General features: G+C 64.5%; 14 protein-coding genes and 1 tRNA gene. 8 read left to right on the forward strand and 7 right to left on the reverse strand.

Annotated features, from left to right (window positions below; translation table 11 throughout):
• Window positions 1-151: 151 nt before the first annotated feature.
• From tolB to AB4061_RS13055, 6 genes are all read left to right on the forward strand, one after another.
• Window positions 152-1,480 carry a Tol-Pal system beta propeller repeat protein TolB gene (gene tolB / locus AB4061_RS13030; protein ID WP_441634316.1) on the forward strand — a complete coding sequence of 443 codons (1,329 nt, stop codon included), beginning with the start codon at window positions 152-154 and terminating at the stop codon, window positions 1,478-1,480.
• Window positions 1,481-1,497: 17 nt separating this feature from the next.
• Window positions 1,498-2,013: a peptidoglycan-associated lipoprotein Pal gene (gene pal, locus AB4061_RS13035; RefSeq protein WP_441634318.1), complete on the forward strand. Its 516-nt coding sequence runs from the start codon at window positions 1,498-1,500 to the stop codon at window positions 2,011-2,013.
• Window positions 2,014-2,031: 18 nt separating this feature from the next.
• Entirely contained in the window at window positions 2,032-2,790 is a 759-nt protein-coding gene (gene ybgF / locus AB4061_RS13040; protein ID WP_183036209.1) for a tol-pal system protein YbgF, read from the forward strand.
• Window positions 2,791-2,942: 152 nt separating this feature from the next.
• Complete coding sequence (queC, locus tag AB4061_RS13045; protein ID WP_441634320.1) at window positions 2,943-3,626, forward strand: 7-cyano-7-deazaguanine synthase QueC; 684 nt, start codon at window positions 2,943-2,945, stop codon at window positions 3,624-3,626.
• Window positions 3,627-3,691: 65 nt separating this feature from the next.
• A complete protein-coding gene (locus tag AB4061_RS13050; protein ID WP_441634322.1) occupies window positions 3,692-4,807 on the forward strand; it encodes a YeeE/YedE family protein in 1,116 nt (371 codons plus the stop codon).
• 82 nt (window positions 4,808-4,889) lie between these two features.
• Window positions 4,890-4,965, forward strand: a tRNA-Lys gene (locus AB4061_RS13055).
• A gap of 87 nt (window positions 4,966-5,052) precedes the next feature.
• Here AB4061_RS13055 and AB4061_RS13060 read toward each other — a convergent pair.
• The 5 genes from AB4061_RS13060 to AB4061_RS13080 all read right to left on the reverse strand — a co-directional run bounded on the left by AB4061_RS13060 (window position 5,053) and on the right by AB4061_RS13080 (window position 9,668).
• Window positions 5,053-6,903 (reverse strand): S9 family peptidase, encoded by a 1,851-nt coding sequence (locus AB4061_RS13060; RefSeq protein WP_441634324.1) that lies wholly within the window; start codon window positions 6,901-6,903, stop codon window positions 5,053-5,055.
• 90 nt (window positions 6,904-6,993) lie between these two features.
• Window positions 6,994-8,133: an AI-2E family transporter gene (locus tag AB4061_RS13065; protein WP_441634326.1), complete on the reverse strand. Its 1,140-nt coding sequence runs from the start codon at window positions 8,131-8,133 to the stop codon at window positions 6,994-6,996.
• A 163-nt stretch (window positions 8,134-8,296) separates the two neighbouring features.
• Window positions 8,297-8,803, reverse strand: coding sequence for a DUF3318 domain-containing protein (locus tag AB4061_RS13070; protein ID WP_441634328.1), 507 nt, complete (start codon window positions 8,801-8,803; stop codon window positions 8,297-8,299).
• Entirely contained in the window at window positions 8,800-9,180 is a 381-nt protein-coding gene (locus AB4061_RS13075) for a phage holin family protein (RefSeq protein WP_150984121.1), read from the reverse strand. Before AB4061_RS13075 ends, AB4061_RS13070 begins: the two co-directional genes overlap by 4 nt.
• Before the next feature lie 170 nt (window positions 9,181-9,350).
• The gene (locus tag AB4061_RS13080) at window positions 9,351-9,668 is read right to left on the reverse strand and encodes a DUF883 family protein (RefSeq protein WP_324291756.1); all 318 of its coding nucleotides are present in this window, start codon (window positions 9,666-9,668) and stop codon (window positions 9,351-9,353) included.
• Between the two features lie 240 nt (window positions 9,669-9,908).
• Between AB4061_RS13080 and AB4061_RS13085 the strand changes: the two genes are divergently transcribed.
• A complete protein-coding gene (locus AB4061_RS13085; RefSeq protein ID WP_441634331.1) occupies window positions 9,909-10,547 on the forward strand; it encodes a peroxiredoxin in 639 nt (212 codons plus the stop codon).
• Window positions 10,548-10,707: 160 nt separating this feature from the next.
• Here the strand turns inward: AB4061_RS13085 and AB4061_RS13090 are convergent, their stop codons facing one another.
• Window positions 10,708-11,901, reverse strand: a complete 1,194-nt coding sequence (locus AB4061_RS13090; protein WP_441634333.1) for an acyl-CoA dehydrogenase — start codon at window positions 11,899-11,901, stop codon at window positions 10,708-10,710.
• Window positions 11,902-12,116: 215 nt separating this feature from the next.
• Here AB4061_RS13090 and AB4061_RS13095 point away from each other — a divergent pair, with 215 nt between their 5' ends.
• Window positions 12,117-12,932 (forward strand): IclR family transcriptional regulator, encoded by an 816-nt coding sequence (locus tag AB4061_RS13095; RefSeq protein ID WP_441634335.1) that lies wholly within the window; start codon window positions 12,117-12,119, stop codon window positions 12,930-12,932.
• A 70-nt stretch (window positions 12,933-13,002) separates the two neighbouring features.
• Here the strand turns inward: AB4061_RS13095 and kynA are convergent, their stop codons facing one another.
• Window positions 13,003-13,878, reverse strand: coding sequence for a tryptophan 2,3-dioxygenase (gene kynA / locus AB4061_RS13100; RefSeq protein ID WP_441634337.1), 876 nt, complete (start codon window positions 13,876-13,878; stop codon window positions 13,003-13,005).
• Between the last annotated feature and the right edge of the window lie 6 nt (window positions 13,879-13,884).

Raw genomic sequence — 13,884 nt, forward strand, 5'->3', positions numbered from 1 at the left:
ACGCTACGATGACAGGTTGCCTGACGCAGCCGGCAAATGTGCCCGGGGCACGCGATACGGGCATGCGACAAGCCTTCAGCATGCTTGCCCGTTCCACGGCTCCCGTTTGCCGGCCGCGCTCGATGAATATTGATCTCGATTGAGGAGCAGCATGCGAAAGCTTTGGGCCCCCCTTTGGCTGGCCGCGCAGCGGCACGGCACCCGCGCGCACGCCCTGTTTGCCGGGCTGGCCGTGGTGCTGGCTTGTTCGGCCGGCAGCGCGCAGGCGCAATTGAACGTTGAAATTACCGGCGTTGGCGCCAGCCAGCTCCCCATCGCCACGGCCAATTTCCAGGGCGAAGCTCAGGCCCCGCAAAATCTCACCGCCATCATCCGCAGCGACCTGCAGCGCAGCGGCCGCTTCCGCAATGTCGACCCGGGCGGCGCCACGGTGGCGGAGTCCGCCAATGCCGACCTTGGCAGCTGGAAGGCGCGCGGCGCCGATGCCTTCGTGGCCGGCAGCGTCACACCCACCGGCAACGGCCAGTACGACGTGCGCTTTCGCCTCTACGACACCGTCAAGGGCACCAGCCTGGGTGGCCTGGCCTTCACTGTCAGCGGCAACCAGCTGCGCGTGACCGGCCACAAGATCGCCGACTACATCTACGAGAAGCTGCTGGGCGAGCGCGGCGTGTTTGCCACGCGGCTGTCCTATGTCTCGCGGGTCGGCGGGCGTTTCCAGCTGCTGATCTCGGACTCCGACGGCCAGAACTCTCAGGTGGCGCTGACCAGCAACGAGCCGATCATCTCGCCTTCGTGGTCGCCGGATGGCAGCAAGGTCGCTTACGTGTCCTTTGAAGCCAAGAAGCCCGTGGTCTACGTGCACGACCTGGCGACCGGCAAGCGCACGCTGGTGTCGAACCAAAAGGGCAACAACAGCGCGCCTTCGTGGTCGCCTGATGGCCAACGCCTGGCGGTGGCGCTGTCGCGCGACGGCAATACCCAGATCTACCAGGTTGGCGCCGATGGCTCCGGGCTCAAGCGCCTCACCCGCAGCAGCGCCATCGATACCGAGCCGCAATATGCGCCTGACGGCCGCAGCATTTACTTCACCAGCGATCGCGGCGGTGCGCCGCAGATCTACCGCATGCCGGCCGGCGGCGAAGAAGGCGGCGCAGCCCAGCGCGTGACCTTCAAGGGCAGCTACAACGTGAGCCCGCGCATTTCCCCGGATGGCAAGCAGCTGGCCTACATCACCCGCAGCGGCGGCTTCAAGCTGCAGCTGATGGATCTCGGCAACGGCGATGTGACCTCGCTGACCGACACCGCCAACGACGAGGCCCCGAGCTTCGCCGCCAACGGCAAGTACATTCTTTATGCCACCCGGGTGGGAGGTCGCTCGGTGCTGGCGGCAGTGTCCACTGACGGGCGTACCCGGCAGGTTTTGTCGCTCCAGTCCGGCGAGGTTCGCGAGCCGTCCTGGGGACCATTCATGCAATAAACGAGGAGTTCCTAGCCATGACCAATATGATGACCAAAACCCTTGCCGTCGCCGCTCTGCTGGCCCTCGGCGCTTGCAGCTCCGGTGTCAAGCTGGACGACACCGCTAACGCCGGTGCCGGCAACAAGGGTACGCCTTCGACCGACGCCCGCGCCGTGGCGCCGGTGGACGTGTCGCGTGATCCGCTGAACGATCCGAACAGCCCGCTGGCCAAGCGCAGCGTGTACTTCGACTTCGACAGCTACAGCGTCAAGTCCGACTACCAGGGCATGCTCTCGGAGCACGCCAAGTACCTGGCCACCAACAAGGGCCGCCGCATCCTGATTCAGGGCAACACCGACGATCGCGGCACCAGCGAATACAACCTGGCACTGGGCCAGAAGCGCGCCGAAGCCGTGCGCCGCTCGCTGTCCTCGCTGGGCGTGCCGGAAACCCAGATGGAAGCCGTCAGCCTGGGCAAGGAAAAGCCCAAGGCAACCGGCCACGACGAAGCCGCCTGGGCGGAAAACCGCCGCGCGGACATCACGTACTAATCCGCGGACAGCCATCTCATGAAAGCACGCGTCTCCAAGTTGGTATTGCTTACTGCGATGTCCTGCGCCAGCCTGCTGCCGTTGGCACAGGCGAGGGCTGGCGTGTTCGACGATGACGAGGCGCGCAAAGCCATCGTCAACATGCGGGACCAGTTCAACGGTTTCCAGGCGACGGCATCGCAGCGCATCGACCAGAACAGCCGCGCGCAGCTCGACATGCAGAACCAGCTCGAAGGCCTGCGCCAGGAAGTGGCGCGGCTGCGCGGCCAGAACGAGATGCTGCAGAACGAGGTGACGACGCTGCAAAAGCAGCAGAAGGACTACTACGCGGACCTGGACGCGCGCCTGAAGAAATTCGAGCCGCAGCAGGTCACAGTGGATGGCCGCGAAGGGTTGTCGCAACCGGGCGAGAAGACCGAGTACGATGCCGCGCTCAAGCAGTTCCAGACCGGGGACTTCAAGGGTGCCGGCAACGTGTTCGCGGGCTTCATCAAGAAGTACCCGCAGAGCCCGTACGTGCCACTGGCGCAATTCTGGCTCGGCAACTCGCTGTACGCGCAGCGGGACTACCGCGGCTCGACCTCGGTGCTGCAGAACATGGTACAGGCCTATCCGGATCACCCCAAGGTGCCGGATGCGCTGATCGCCATCGCCAACAACCAGATCGAATCGGGCCAGAAGCCCGCGGCCCGCAAGACCCTGGAGCAGGTGGTAGCCAAATACCCCGGCACCGAGGGCGCGCAGGCGGCGAGCAACCGCCTCAAGACGCTGAAGTAAGCGCCCGGGAGGTTGGGGCGCCGGTGCGCGACCCAGGTGGCAGACAGAAGACAAAGGGCCCGCTTTTCGCGGGCCCTTTGTCTTGGTCGCGCTAAAATACGCGATTCGCCCCGATTTTTGCGTGGTGCCTCCGGGCGCCGCGCCCTGCCATCATGAAAAAACGCGCAATCGTCCTGCTTTCCGGCGGCCTGGACTCCGCCACCGTCCTTGCCATGGCCAATGCGCAGGGCTTCGAGACCTATGCGTTGTCGATGCGCTACGGTCAGCGCCACTCCTCGGAACTGGAGGCCGCAAAGCGCGTGGCCGCCGCCCTGGGCGCGGTGCGCCACGAGATCATCGACCTGGACCTGCGCCGCTTCGGCGGCTCCGCGCTGACCGACGATAGCCTTGAGGTGCCTACGGACGGTGCCGTCGTCGGCATTCCGGTGACCTACGTGCCCGCCCGCAACACCATCATGCTGTCGCTGGCCCTGGGCTGGGCCGAGGCCGTCGGCGGCCGTGACCTGTTCTTCGGTGCCAACGCGGTCGACTACTCCGGCTATCCGGATTGCCGGCCCGAGTACGTGTCCGCCTACGAGGCGCTTGCCAACCTGGCCACCAAGGCTGGCGTCGAAGGCGAGCGCATCCGCGTGCACGCGCCCATCATCGACATGACCAAGGGCGAGATCATCCGCGCCGGCCTCAAGCTCGGGGTGGACTACGGCATGACGGTGTCGTGCTATAAGGCCGACGACGACGGCCGGGCCTGTGGCGTGTGCGACTCTTGCCGCATCCGCCGCGCGGGCTTCGAGGCCGCTGGCGTGCCCGATCCCACCCGCTACCAGGGCGCGGCCTGACAGTTGCCGTTGCCACCAGCGCGCTTGCGCGCACCCACGCGTTCCGCTTCCCCCGCCGGACACCCATGCCCGAAATCGATATTGCCGCGCTCAGCCGTACCATACTGGCTAGCACCTTCATCCTGACCTTCCTGTTTGGGGCCGTGCTTCAGCGCACGCACTTCTGCACCATGGGCGCGGTCTCCGACATCGTCAATATGGGCGACTGGACCCGCATGCGCATGTGGGGGCTGGCCATCGGCGTGGCCATGATCGGCACCGCCGCGCTGGCCGCGGGCGGCTACATCGATCCCACCAAGACCATCTATGCCGCCAGCAAGCTCAGCTGGCTCTCCGCCCTGGTGGGCGGGCTGATGTTCGGCTTCGGCATGGTGCTGGCCTCGGGCTGCGGCAGCAAGACGCTGGTGCGTATCGGCGCGGGGAACCTGAAGTCGCTGGTGGTCTTCGTCTTCCTGGGGCTGTCGGCCTATATGACGCTGCGCGGCTTGTTTGGCGTGATTCGCGTGAACACCGTCGATGCCGTGGCGCTCACGCTGCCCACCACGCAGGATCTGCCCTCCGTGCTGGCGCACGCCAGCGGCATGGCGCGCGCCACCCTGCAAGTCGGCATCGCGCTGGTGGTGGGCGGGGTGCTGGTGATCTGGGCGCTGGCTGGACGCGGCTTCCGTACCTTCGATAACCTGCTTGGTGGCCTGGCCGTGGGCCTGATCATCGTGGCCATGTGGTACGTGTCCGGGCATCTCGGCTACGTCGCTGAGGATCCCAATACGCTCGAGGAGCTGTTCGTTGCCAGCAACAGCGGCCGTATGGAGAGCCTGAGTTTTGTCGCTCCCTACGCCTACACGCTTGACTGGCTGATGATGTTCAGCGACAAGAGCAAGGTGCTGACCATCGGCATCGTCAGCGTGTTCGGCGTGGTGGCCGGCGCCGCTGCGTACGCACTGGTGACCCGCACCTTTCGCTGGGAAGGCTTTGGCAACGCCGAGGACGTCGGCAATCATCTGGTCGGTGGCATCCTGATGGGCGTGGGTGGCGTGACCGCGCTGGGCTGCACCATCGGCCAGGGGCTGTCAGGCGTATCCACGCTGGCGATTGGCTCGTTTATCGCGCTGGCCGGCATCCTGCTTGGCTCGGTGCTGGGCTTCCGCTACCAGATATGGCGCCTTGAGCGCATGATCTAGCACGAGTAGTTCGTGAGTAGTTCGTGTTAAAAGGTTGACTTTAGGGCCAAGATATTCCTATAATCGCGGCTTCAGTTTTTCCGGGTCGTTAGCTCAGTCGGTAGAGCAGCGGACTTTTAATCCGTTGGTCGCGTGTTCGAGTCACGCACGACCCACCAGCATTGCGAAAAGGCGTAGCGGGCAACCGCTACGCCTTTTTTGTTTCATGCTCCGCGCCCGAACATCAGGCGCGGAGCCGTCGCAAATCAGCCTTCCTTGGCCAGGTGCCTGGCGAGAAACGCTTCCATGGCTTCGTAGAAGTCGAAGGTGTTTTCCTCGTTGTGGAAGCCGTGGCCCTCGTTTTCCTTTAGCAGGTATTCCACATCCACGCCGCGCGAGCGCAGCGCCTGGACGATCTGGTCGCTCTCCGCTTGCTTGACGCGCGGATCGTTGGCGCCTTGCGCCACCAGCAGCGGCGTGCGGATCTTGTCCGCGAAGAACACCGGCGAGGCATCGTGCAGGGCTTGGCGCTCGGTTTCCACGTTGGGGTTGCCGACCATCTCGTACAGCATGTCGAGCATCGGTTTCCAGTACGCGGGAATGGTCTCCAGCAGCGTGAACAGGTTCGATACGCCGACATAGTCGATGGCCGCGGCGTAGCGCTCCGGCGTGAAGGCAACGCCCGCCAGCGTTGCATAGCCGCCATAGCTGGCGCCGTAGATCGCGATGCGCTTAGGGTCCACGATGCCTTGCGCGGCGAGCCAGTCGACGCCGTCGTCGATATCGTGCTGCATCGTCTTGCCCCACTGCTTGAAGCTCGCCTCCCAGAATGCGCGACCGTAGCCAGTGGAGCCGCGGAAGTTGATCTGCAGCACGGCATAGCCGCGATTGGCCAGCAGCTGCACCTCGGGGTTGAAGCCCCATACGTCGCGCGTCCACGGGCCGCCGTGCGGGTTGACCACCAGCGGCAGGCCTTGCGGCACAGGTTCTCCCGCGCTGGCCACCGGCAGCGTCAGGTAGCCGTGGATCTGCAGGCCGTCGCGTGAGGTGAAGCGGATTGGCTGCATGCCGGCCATGTCGGCTTCATCCAGCCAGGGCTGCACCTTGCCTAGCGTGACCAGCTTTTGCGTGCCGCTGTCGTACAGGAAGCGCGTGCCGGTGGTCTTGTCGCTCGACGCGGAGACGATCATGCGGGTCTCGTCGCGCGTGATGCTGGTGACGTGGTGCTCGTAGCCCGGCAGTTGCCGCTCCAGGTCGGCATGGATCTGCTCGGCGTGGGCGTCGAAGAAATGGCGGTGTGTCTTCCAGTCGGTGTACCAGGCGGCGGTCAGCACGCGGCGATGCCGCGAGTAGGACAGGCCGCCGACATCTACCTCGTCGTGCTCGAAGACCAGGCGGCCTTCCTTGGCGGTCCGGGGATCGAATTCGAATATCGCCATCTTGTCGCGGCCGCGATTCGACTGCACATACAGCTGCTTGTCGTCGAAGGTGAAGAACAGCGGCGAGACCGTCTCGCGGAAGTCGGTGGTCAGGATCGGGCGGAAAGGCTCGTCCTCGGTATCGCGGTAGAGCAGGGTGGTGTTCACGCCGTCGCTGGCGGTCGCTACCCGCAGGCGGCCTGCGTGGTCGGTGCCCCAGCTCATCACGTTGCCCGGGTTTTCCGCGATCTGCACCGACTCGCCCGTGACGACATCGACGCGCAGCACGTCGAATACTTCCGGGTCGCGCTTGTTGTGCGACAGCAGGATATGGCGGTCGTCGTCCTCGAGATCGTCGATGATCTCCGCGCGCACGCCCGGGTAAGGGGTCAGGTCGACCGGTTCGCCGCCGTCGATCGGCACCGACAGCACGTGGAAGTTCTCGTCGCCGCCAAAGTCCTTCGCGTACAGGATATGCGCGTTGCCTTTCCAGGTGTGGAAGGGCAGGTCGCGCTCGCTCTCGCCGGTCAGCGGCCGGGCTTCGCCCAGCAGGTTGCCATCTGCGTCGATGGCTTGCACGAAGACGTTCTGGCGGCCCTGGTGCCGGGCGAGGAAAGACAGGTGGCGGCCATCCGGCGAGATCGAGAACTGGGAGCGGTCCGGCTTGCGGAACAGTTCACGTACGCTGTAGTGCTTCACCTTTGCCGGCGCCTGTGCACCGGCTGATGGGTTGTCCTGACGCAATGCTCACTCCTTGGTGTGTTTGGGGCCGGCAAACGGCGGCAGGGCTCAATCCGTACGCGCGGCTTGCCCGGTAGTGCCTTCGGACGGTGCGGGCGGCGTCGGGTCCTTGTCGTGCGCGGCGTCCCGGCGCTCGATTTCTTCCCGCGTGGATGTGGACAGGTCCCAGCTGGCGATAAACAGCGCGGCGATCAGCGGGCCGATGACGAAGCCGCTCAGCCCGAACAGTGCCATGCCACCCAGCGTGGAGATCAGCACCACCCAGTCGGGCATGCGGGTGTCCTTGCCGACCAGGATGGGGCGCAGCACGTTGTCCACCGCGCCGATCACCACCGCGCAGAAGCCGATCAGGATGGAGCCCTTGCCCACGTCGCCGGTCAGCAGGAAGTAGATCCCCACCGGTCCCCAGATCAGTGCGGCGCCTACCGCAGGCAGCAGCGACAGGAAGCCCATCAGCACACCCCACAGCAGCGAGCCCTGGATGCCGAGGAACCAGAAGGCCAGGCCGCCCAGCGCGCCTTGCACCGCGGCCACGGCGATGTTGCCCTTGACGGTGGCGCGGGCCACGGTGGTGAACTTGCGCAGCAGGTGCTGCTTGTGCGGCTCGCTCAGCGGGATCGCCCGCATGATGATCTTGGAAAGCTGCGGGCCATCGCGCAGCAGGAAGAACAGCAGGTACAGCATCACGCCAAAGCTGACCACGAACTGAAATGTGTTCTGCCCGATGCTGAGCGCCTGCGCGGCGATGATCTGGCTGGCCTGGGCGGCCCCCGCAGTGAGCTTTTGCTGCAGGTCGCTGATATCGGTCAGGCCGAAGCGGCCGAGCACCCTTGTCACCGACGGCGGCAGGGCGTGCAAGGCTTGCTGGAAGTAGGCGCCGAAATTGAGCTGGCCGGATTTGATCTGCTGGTAGACGGTGCTGCCTTCCTGGATCAGGGCGCCGGTGACAAAGATCAGCGGCAGCACGACGATCAGCAGGCACAGTGTCAGTGTGGCCAGTGATGCCAGGTTGCGCCGGCCGCCCATGCGCCGGGTCAGCCAGTTGTTGGGCGGCGTGAAGATGATGGCCAGAATGGCGCCCCAGAACACGGCGCCGAAGAAGGGCTGCAGGACGAAGCAGAAGGCGATCGACACTACTGCCAGCAGCAGGTAGAACGCCTTTTGCTGCATTTCCACTCGTTGGGTCATTGCGCTGTCACCTTGCGTCGAAAAAGCGTTGGAGCGCGCGCCGCTATGGTGGCGTACGGCGGCTCGCCGCGGCGCGTGGCGCTCATTGCCTTCATTGCCGTATGGCAGGCCCTCGGCAGGCAAGGCCGGCGCAGGTGGCGGCCTTGCATGGCGTATCGCGGTGCTAACGCACCAGCGGGTCGCGGAAGCCTGTGTCGACGGTGTCGGACGGGGTCTTGCGGGCATCCTGGACGGAGCTTTTCTGAAAAGTCTCGTAGGCCCAGTAGCCGGCTGCGGCGAGCGCGCCGAGCTTGGACAGCTTCCAGCCCCAGCGCAGCACCGGGGTCTTGCGCAGCAGCGGCAGCGCCAGGGACACGGCTGAGCTGAGCAGCGGGTAGTCCTTGGCGAGTCCGAGCAGCTTGAGCCAGGAGGCGGGCCGGGTCATGCGCGGCAGCCAGGTGCTGAAACGGCCGAGGCGGGTCGCGCTGCCACGGACGTGATGGAGCGCCTGGGCGCAGTCGTAGCGTTCAAGCGCGGCGCGCGTGATCAGCAGCTCCTTGCGAATGGCAAGGGGCAGCCGCACCTCCCGCGCGAAACGCACGGGGCGTTGGTGCGAGCGAGGCGCTTTGGCGGTGGATGCGGAGCCGGCCGCGTTGTCGGCCGGCTCGCCTGGGGTGTGTGGTGTGCTCATCGGCGCAGGATCTCCCGGTCTTTATCGATCTCGGCCAGCGTCGCTTCGAACAGGGGCGGGGCATTGCGCACCAGATGGCGGGCAACCGCGAGGCAGATCGCGCAGGCGGCCAGGTATAACGCAACCAGCACGCCCAGGGCCTGCCAGCGGTAGGTGTCCCAGAACACGATGGCGATCAATACGGTCAGCGTCACCATGGCCAGGCCAAAGAACACCAGGCCGAAACAGGCCAGCAAGGCCATCTTCATCAGCCGGGAGCGTTCTTCCGCGAGTTCGACACTGGCAAGTTCAAGGCGAGTCTGCACCATTGCCACCAGTGATCCTGCCAGGCTGCGCAGGGCATCCATAAACTTGGGGGAAGAGGTGGGGTCGCTCATTCAATTCCGGCGAAGGCGTGCAGCGGCGAAGCGCTGCACCTGCTGCAGACGGGGAACCCCGCCAGCGGTGCGGGACCGCTGGCGGGGCGTTGCCCGGCACTGGGCCGCGACATGCCGCGGCCCAGGTGCAAGGCGTTCGGGTTCATGCGCGAGGCCTGCGGCCTGGCGAATTACTTGCGGTTCAGCAAAAGGCCGATCAGCAGGCCGACGCCGGCGGCAACGCCGACTGCGCGCCACGGATGGTCATGGACGTAGTCGTCGGTGGCACGTGCAGCCGCCTTGCTCTTGGTGACCACGGCGTCCTGGAGGTCTTGGGCCTTTTCTTTGGCTTGTTTCAGCAGGCCCATGCCGCGCTCACGCAGCTCGGCAGCTTTCTCGCCTGTGGTCGAGGCCGCTTGCTTAAGCAGTTCTTCGGCATCGGACAAAACGGTCTTGACATCGCTCATCAGTTTCTCCTGTTTGCGGGCGGTGGTTTCAGATTGTGACATTTTGCCTTCCTCGCACGTTGTCGGGCAGCTTCTCGCCCTCTTTACTAGCATATGCGGGGAACCGCCGTGGTTTCAACACCACGAGTCCGACACAGCGTGTAGGACTGTGACGCAGGACAAAGGTCTTAACAAAGGTCTTAATACAAAAAGGTGATTTTGTAGTGACTTTATATTCGTTTGGGTTGGATCGCAATCGCACTAGACTGGTTCAACCCTATTTTGCCTCTTGAGGAGACCCGCATGGCTCTACGTCTCGGTGATATCGCGCCGGATTTCGAACAGGATTCCAGTGAAGGCCCGATCCGCTTTCATGAATGGCTGGGCGACAGCTGGGGCGTGCTTTTCTCGCACCCGGCCGATTTCACACCGGTCTGCACGACCGAACTCGGCCTGACGGCGAAGCTGAAGGGTGATTTTGCCAAGCGCAATGTCAAAGTCATCGCACTGTCGGTCGATCCTGTCGAGTCCCATCGCGCGTGGATCAAGGATATCAACGAGACCCAGGGTACCACGGTCAATTTCCCCATCATCGCCGATGGCGAGCGCAAGGTTTCAGAGTTGTACGACATGATTCACCCCAATGCGAACGAGACCTTGACGGTGCGCTCGCTGTTTGTGGTCGATCCGAAGAAGAAGGTGCGGCTGACCATCACCTACCCGGCCAGCACCGGGCGCAACTTCAATGAGATCCTGCGCGTGATCGATTCTCTGCAGCTCACCGACAACCATAGCGTCGCCACGCCTGGCAACTGGCAGGACGGCGAGGATGTCGTGATTGTGCCCTCGCTGAAGGACGAGGACGTGATAAAGCAGAAATTTCCGAAGGGATACAAGGCCATTCGGCCTTACCTGCGGCTGACGCCGCAACCCAACAAGTAAGCAAGCGGCCGGCCGGGGCGCGTAGCGCCGGGCCGGCTGACCGGTGTTGTACAACGATGGGCTCGCCCGTCGTCTCTCCTTGGTAGTGTGCTTGGCCCGGCTTTGCAGCCGGGCCATTTTTATTTCTGGCGAGAGAGCGGGCGGGCCCGGGCGGCGTGTCTTAGAAGAACGCCTGGATGCCGGTCTGGGCGCGGCCCAGGATCAGCGCGTGGATGTCATGGGTGCCCTCGTAAGTGTTGACCACTTCGAGGTTGACCACGTGACGGATCACGCCGAACTCGTCCGAGATGCCGTTGCCGCCGAGCATATCGCGCGCCACGCGGGCGATGTCCAGCGACTTGCCGCAGGAATTGCGCTTCATGATCGAGGTGATTTCCACCGCGGCGGTGCCTTCGTCCTTCATGCGGCCCAGGCGCAGGCAGCCTTGCAGGCCCAGCGTGATCTCGGTCTGCATGTCGGCCAGCTTCTTTTGCACCAGCTGGTTGGCGGCCAGCGGGCGGCCGAACTGCTTGCGGTCCAGCGTGTACTGGCGCGCGGTATGCCAGCAGAACTCGGCAGCGCCCAGGGCGCCCCAGGCGATGCCGTAGCGGGCCGAGTTCAGGCAGGTGAACGGACCCTTCAGGCCGGACACGCCGGGCATCAGGTTCTCTTCCGGCACGAACACCTGGTCCATGACGATTTCGCCGGTGATCGAGGTGCGCAGGCCAACCTTGCCATGGATGGCAGGTGCAGACAGGCCCTTCCAGCCCTTTTCGAGGATAAAGCCGCGGATCGCTTCCTTGCCGTCGTCGCCGACCAGCTTGCCCCACACCACGAAYACGTCGGCGATGGGCGAGTTGCTGATCCACATCTTGGCGCCGGACAGCTCATAGCCGCCTGCAACCTTCTTGGCGCGCGTGATCATGGAGCCCGGGTCGGAGCCGTGGTTCGGCTCGGTCAGGCCGAAGCAGCCGATCCACTCGCCGGTAGCGAGCTTAGGCAGGTATTTCTGCTTTTGCGCTTCGCTGCCGAATTCGTGGATGGGCACCATCACCAGCGACGACTGCACGCTCATCATCGAGCGATAGCCCGAATCCACCCGCTCCACTTCGCGCGCGATCAGGCCGTAGGCCACGTAGTTCAGGCCGGGGCCGCCGTATTCCTCGGGAATGGTGGGGCCGAGCAGGCCGAGTTCGCCCATCTCGCGGAAGATCTCGATGTCGGTCTTCTCATTGCGGAACGATTGCAGTACGCGCGGGGCGAGCTTGTCCTGGCAATAGGCCAGGGCGGCATCGCGCACCATGCGCTCGTCGGCGCTCAGCTGGTCGTCCAGCAAGAGGGGGTCGGCCCAGTGGAATTCGGCGTTGGCAGCCATGTAGGTCTCCTTCGGTAGTGCAGGTCTAGTGCGGATCGGGATGGGCGGCCTCGCGAGCCAGCCCTGAATTCAGGAAGTATCGGCGTATTCCGCGGTCCGCCGAGGTGCTTTTGCGGTTCCGCATTGCGGAACTTTGTTCCGATGATGTAGTATATCGCAATGCGCGATCCATGCAATAGGGCGTGCTGCCTCCATCCAATCCGCGGAGATCACTTTTGGCTACTGAATCGCAAGCCACGCCTGCGGCGGATGCCGCCAACGCCACACCGCGCGAAAGCGATCCCAATTTCGTTGCCGCGCTGGCGCGCGGCCTTGAGTTGCTGCGTTGCTTTCGCACTGGCGAGTCGATGCTGGGCAACCAGGATTTCGTGCGCCGTACGGGCTTTCCCAAAGCCACCGTGAGCCGGCTGGCCGGCACGCTGGTGCAGCTGGGCTACCTGCGCTACGACGATAGCCTGGGCAAGTACGCACTCGATGCCGGTGTGCTGGCGCTAGGCTATTCCTACCTGTCCGCGTCCAATGTGGTGACGCTGGCGCGTCCGCACATGCTGGCGTTCGCCCAGGCTTATGGGGTGTCGGTCTCGCTGGGCAAGCGCGAGCGCATGGAGGTGATCTATCTTGAATCGATCCGCAACGATGCGGGCGTGATGCTGGGGCTGGGAGTGGGGTCGCGGCTCTCGCTGGTGTCGAGTTCCATGGGCCGCGCTTACCTGGCGGCCTTGCCGGCAGCCAAGCGCGAGCGGGTGCTGGCGGAGTTTGCCCTGGCCTATCCCGAACAGTGGAAAACCCAGGAGGCGGCCATGCGTGCCACGGTGGAGCAGGCGTCTACCCTGGGCTATGCGGCGTCGTTCCGCGACTGGCACCCGGCCATCCACGCATGCGCGGTGGCATTTCGTCCAGTGGGGGAGAAGGAGCTGCACATGCTGAGTTGCAGTGCGTCCTATGGCTCGGTCGAGGAAGCGGTGTTCCACGACAAGCTGGCGCCGGCCTTGCGCGCGCTGGCGGCGCGGCTGTCGGACCCGGTGCTCTGAAGCAACGCGACACCCGCCTTGGCCGGTGTCGCGTTGCCAATACGGCCCGCTTCTGTCCGCTTCTGCCTGCTTACAGATCCGTGCGCAGCTTCCACAACTCCGGGAACAGCACCACGTCAAGCATCTTGCGCAGGTAGCTGACGCCTTCGGTGCCGCCGGTGCCGCGCTTGAAGCCGATCACGCGTTCGACGGTGGTGACATGGCGAAAGCGCCACTGCCGGAACGCATCTTCCAGGTCAACGAACTTCTCGCCCAGTTCATACAGTTCCCAGTGCGCCTCTGGCCGGCGATAGACCTCCAGCCATGCCGCTTCCACCGAGGCGTTCTCGCCGGCCGGCTTGGTCCAGTCCCGCTCGATGCAGGCCGCATCGATGGCAAAGCCGCGCCGCGCCATCAGGAGGATCGCTTCGTCATACAGCGACGGCGTGCGCAGGGCTTCTTCCACCAGCGCCAGGTGTTGCGGCTGGTGCGCATGCGGACGCAGCATGGCCGCGTTCTTGTTGCCGAGGATGAATTCGATCTCGCGGTACTGGAACGATTGGAAACCAGACGACATCCCGAGGTAAGGACGCATCGCCGAGTACTCCGGCGGCGTCATCGTCGCCAGCACGCTCCACTCCTGCACCAGTTGCTCCATGATGCGCGAGACGCGCGTGAGCATCTTGAAGGCAGGCGGCAACTGGTCCTGGCGCACGCATTCGCGCGCGGCGCGCAGCTCGTGCAGCGCGAGCTTCATCCACAGCTCGCTGGTCTGGTGCTGCACGATGAACAGCATCTCGTTGTGCTCGGGCGAGAGCGGGTGCTGGGCGTTGAGAATCTGGTCCAGCGCCAGGTAATCGCCATAGCTCATGTCCTTGGCGAAATCCATCTGGGCGTCGTGCCAGCTGGCATCGCCGGTCTCGGTGGCGCCTGCGCCCGACATCGGGCATCCCTTGTGGTTGCTCATGGCGCT

Origin of the sequence: Cupriavidus sp. YAF13 (assembly GCF_052113425.1) — a bacterium.
GTDB lineage: Bacteria > Pseudomonadota > Gammaproteobacteria > Burkholderiales > Burkholderiaceae > Cupriavidus.

Coding starts and splice junctions, on each gene's coding strand:
- AB4061_RS13070 (WP_441634328.1), bottom strand. CDS start 8,803: ATGAGCACACCACACACCCCAGGCGAGCCGGCCGACAACGCGGCCGGC.
- AB4061_RS13075 (WP_150984121.1), bottom strand. CDS start 9,180: ATGAGCGACCCCACCTCTTCCCCCAAGTTTATGGATGCCCTGCGCAGC.
- AB4061_RS13065 (WP_441634326.1), bottom strand. CDS start 8,133: ATGACCCAACGAGTGGAAATGCAGCAAAAGGCGTTCTACCTGCTGCTG.
- queC (WP_441634320.1), top strand. CDS start 2,943: ATGAAAAAACGCGCAATCGTCCTGCTTTCCGGCGGCCTGGACTCCGCC.
- tolB (WP_441634316.1), top strand. CDS start 152: ATGCGAAAGCTTTGGGCCCCCCTTTGGCTGGCCGCGCAGCGGCACGGC.
- pal (WP_441634318.1), top strand. CDS start 1,498: ATGACCAATATGATGACCAAAACCCTTGCCGTCGCCGCTCTGCTGGCC.
- ybgF (WP_183036209.1), top strand. CDS start 2,032: ATGAAAGCACGCGTCTCCAAGTTGGTATTGCTTACTGCGATGTCCTGC.
- AB4061_RS13085 (WP_441634331.1), top strand. CDS start 9,909: ATGGCTCTACGTCTCGGTGATATCGCGCCGGATTTCGAACAGGATTCC.
- kynA (WP_441634337.1), bottom strand. CDS start 13,878: ATGAGCAACCACAAGGGATGCCCGATGTCGGGCGCAGGCGCCACCGAG.
- AB4061_RS13080 (WP_324291756.1), bottom strand. CDS start 9,668: ATGTCACAATCTGAAACCACCGCCCGCAAACAGGAGAAACTGATGAGC.
- AB4061_RS13050 (WP_441634322.1), top strand. CDS start 3,692: ATGCCCGAAATCGATATTGCCGCGCTCAGCCGTACCATACTGGCTAGC.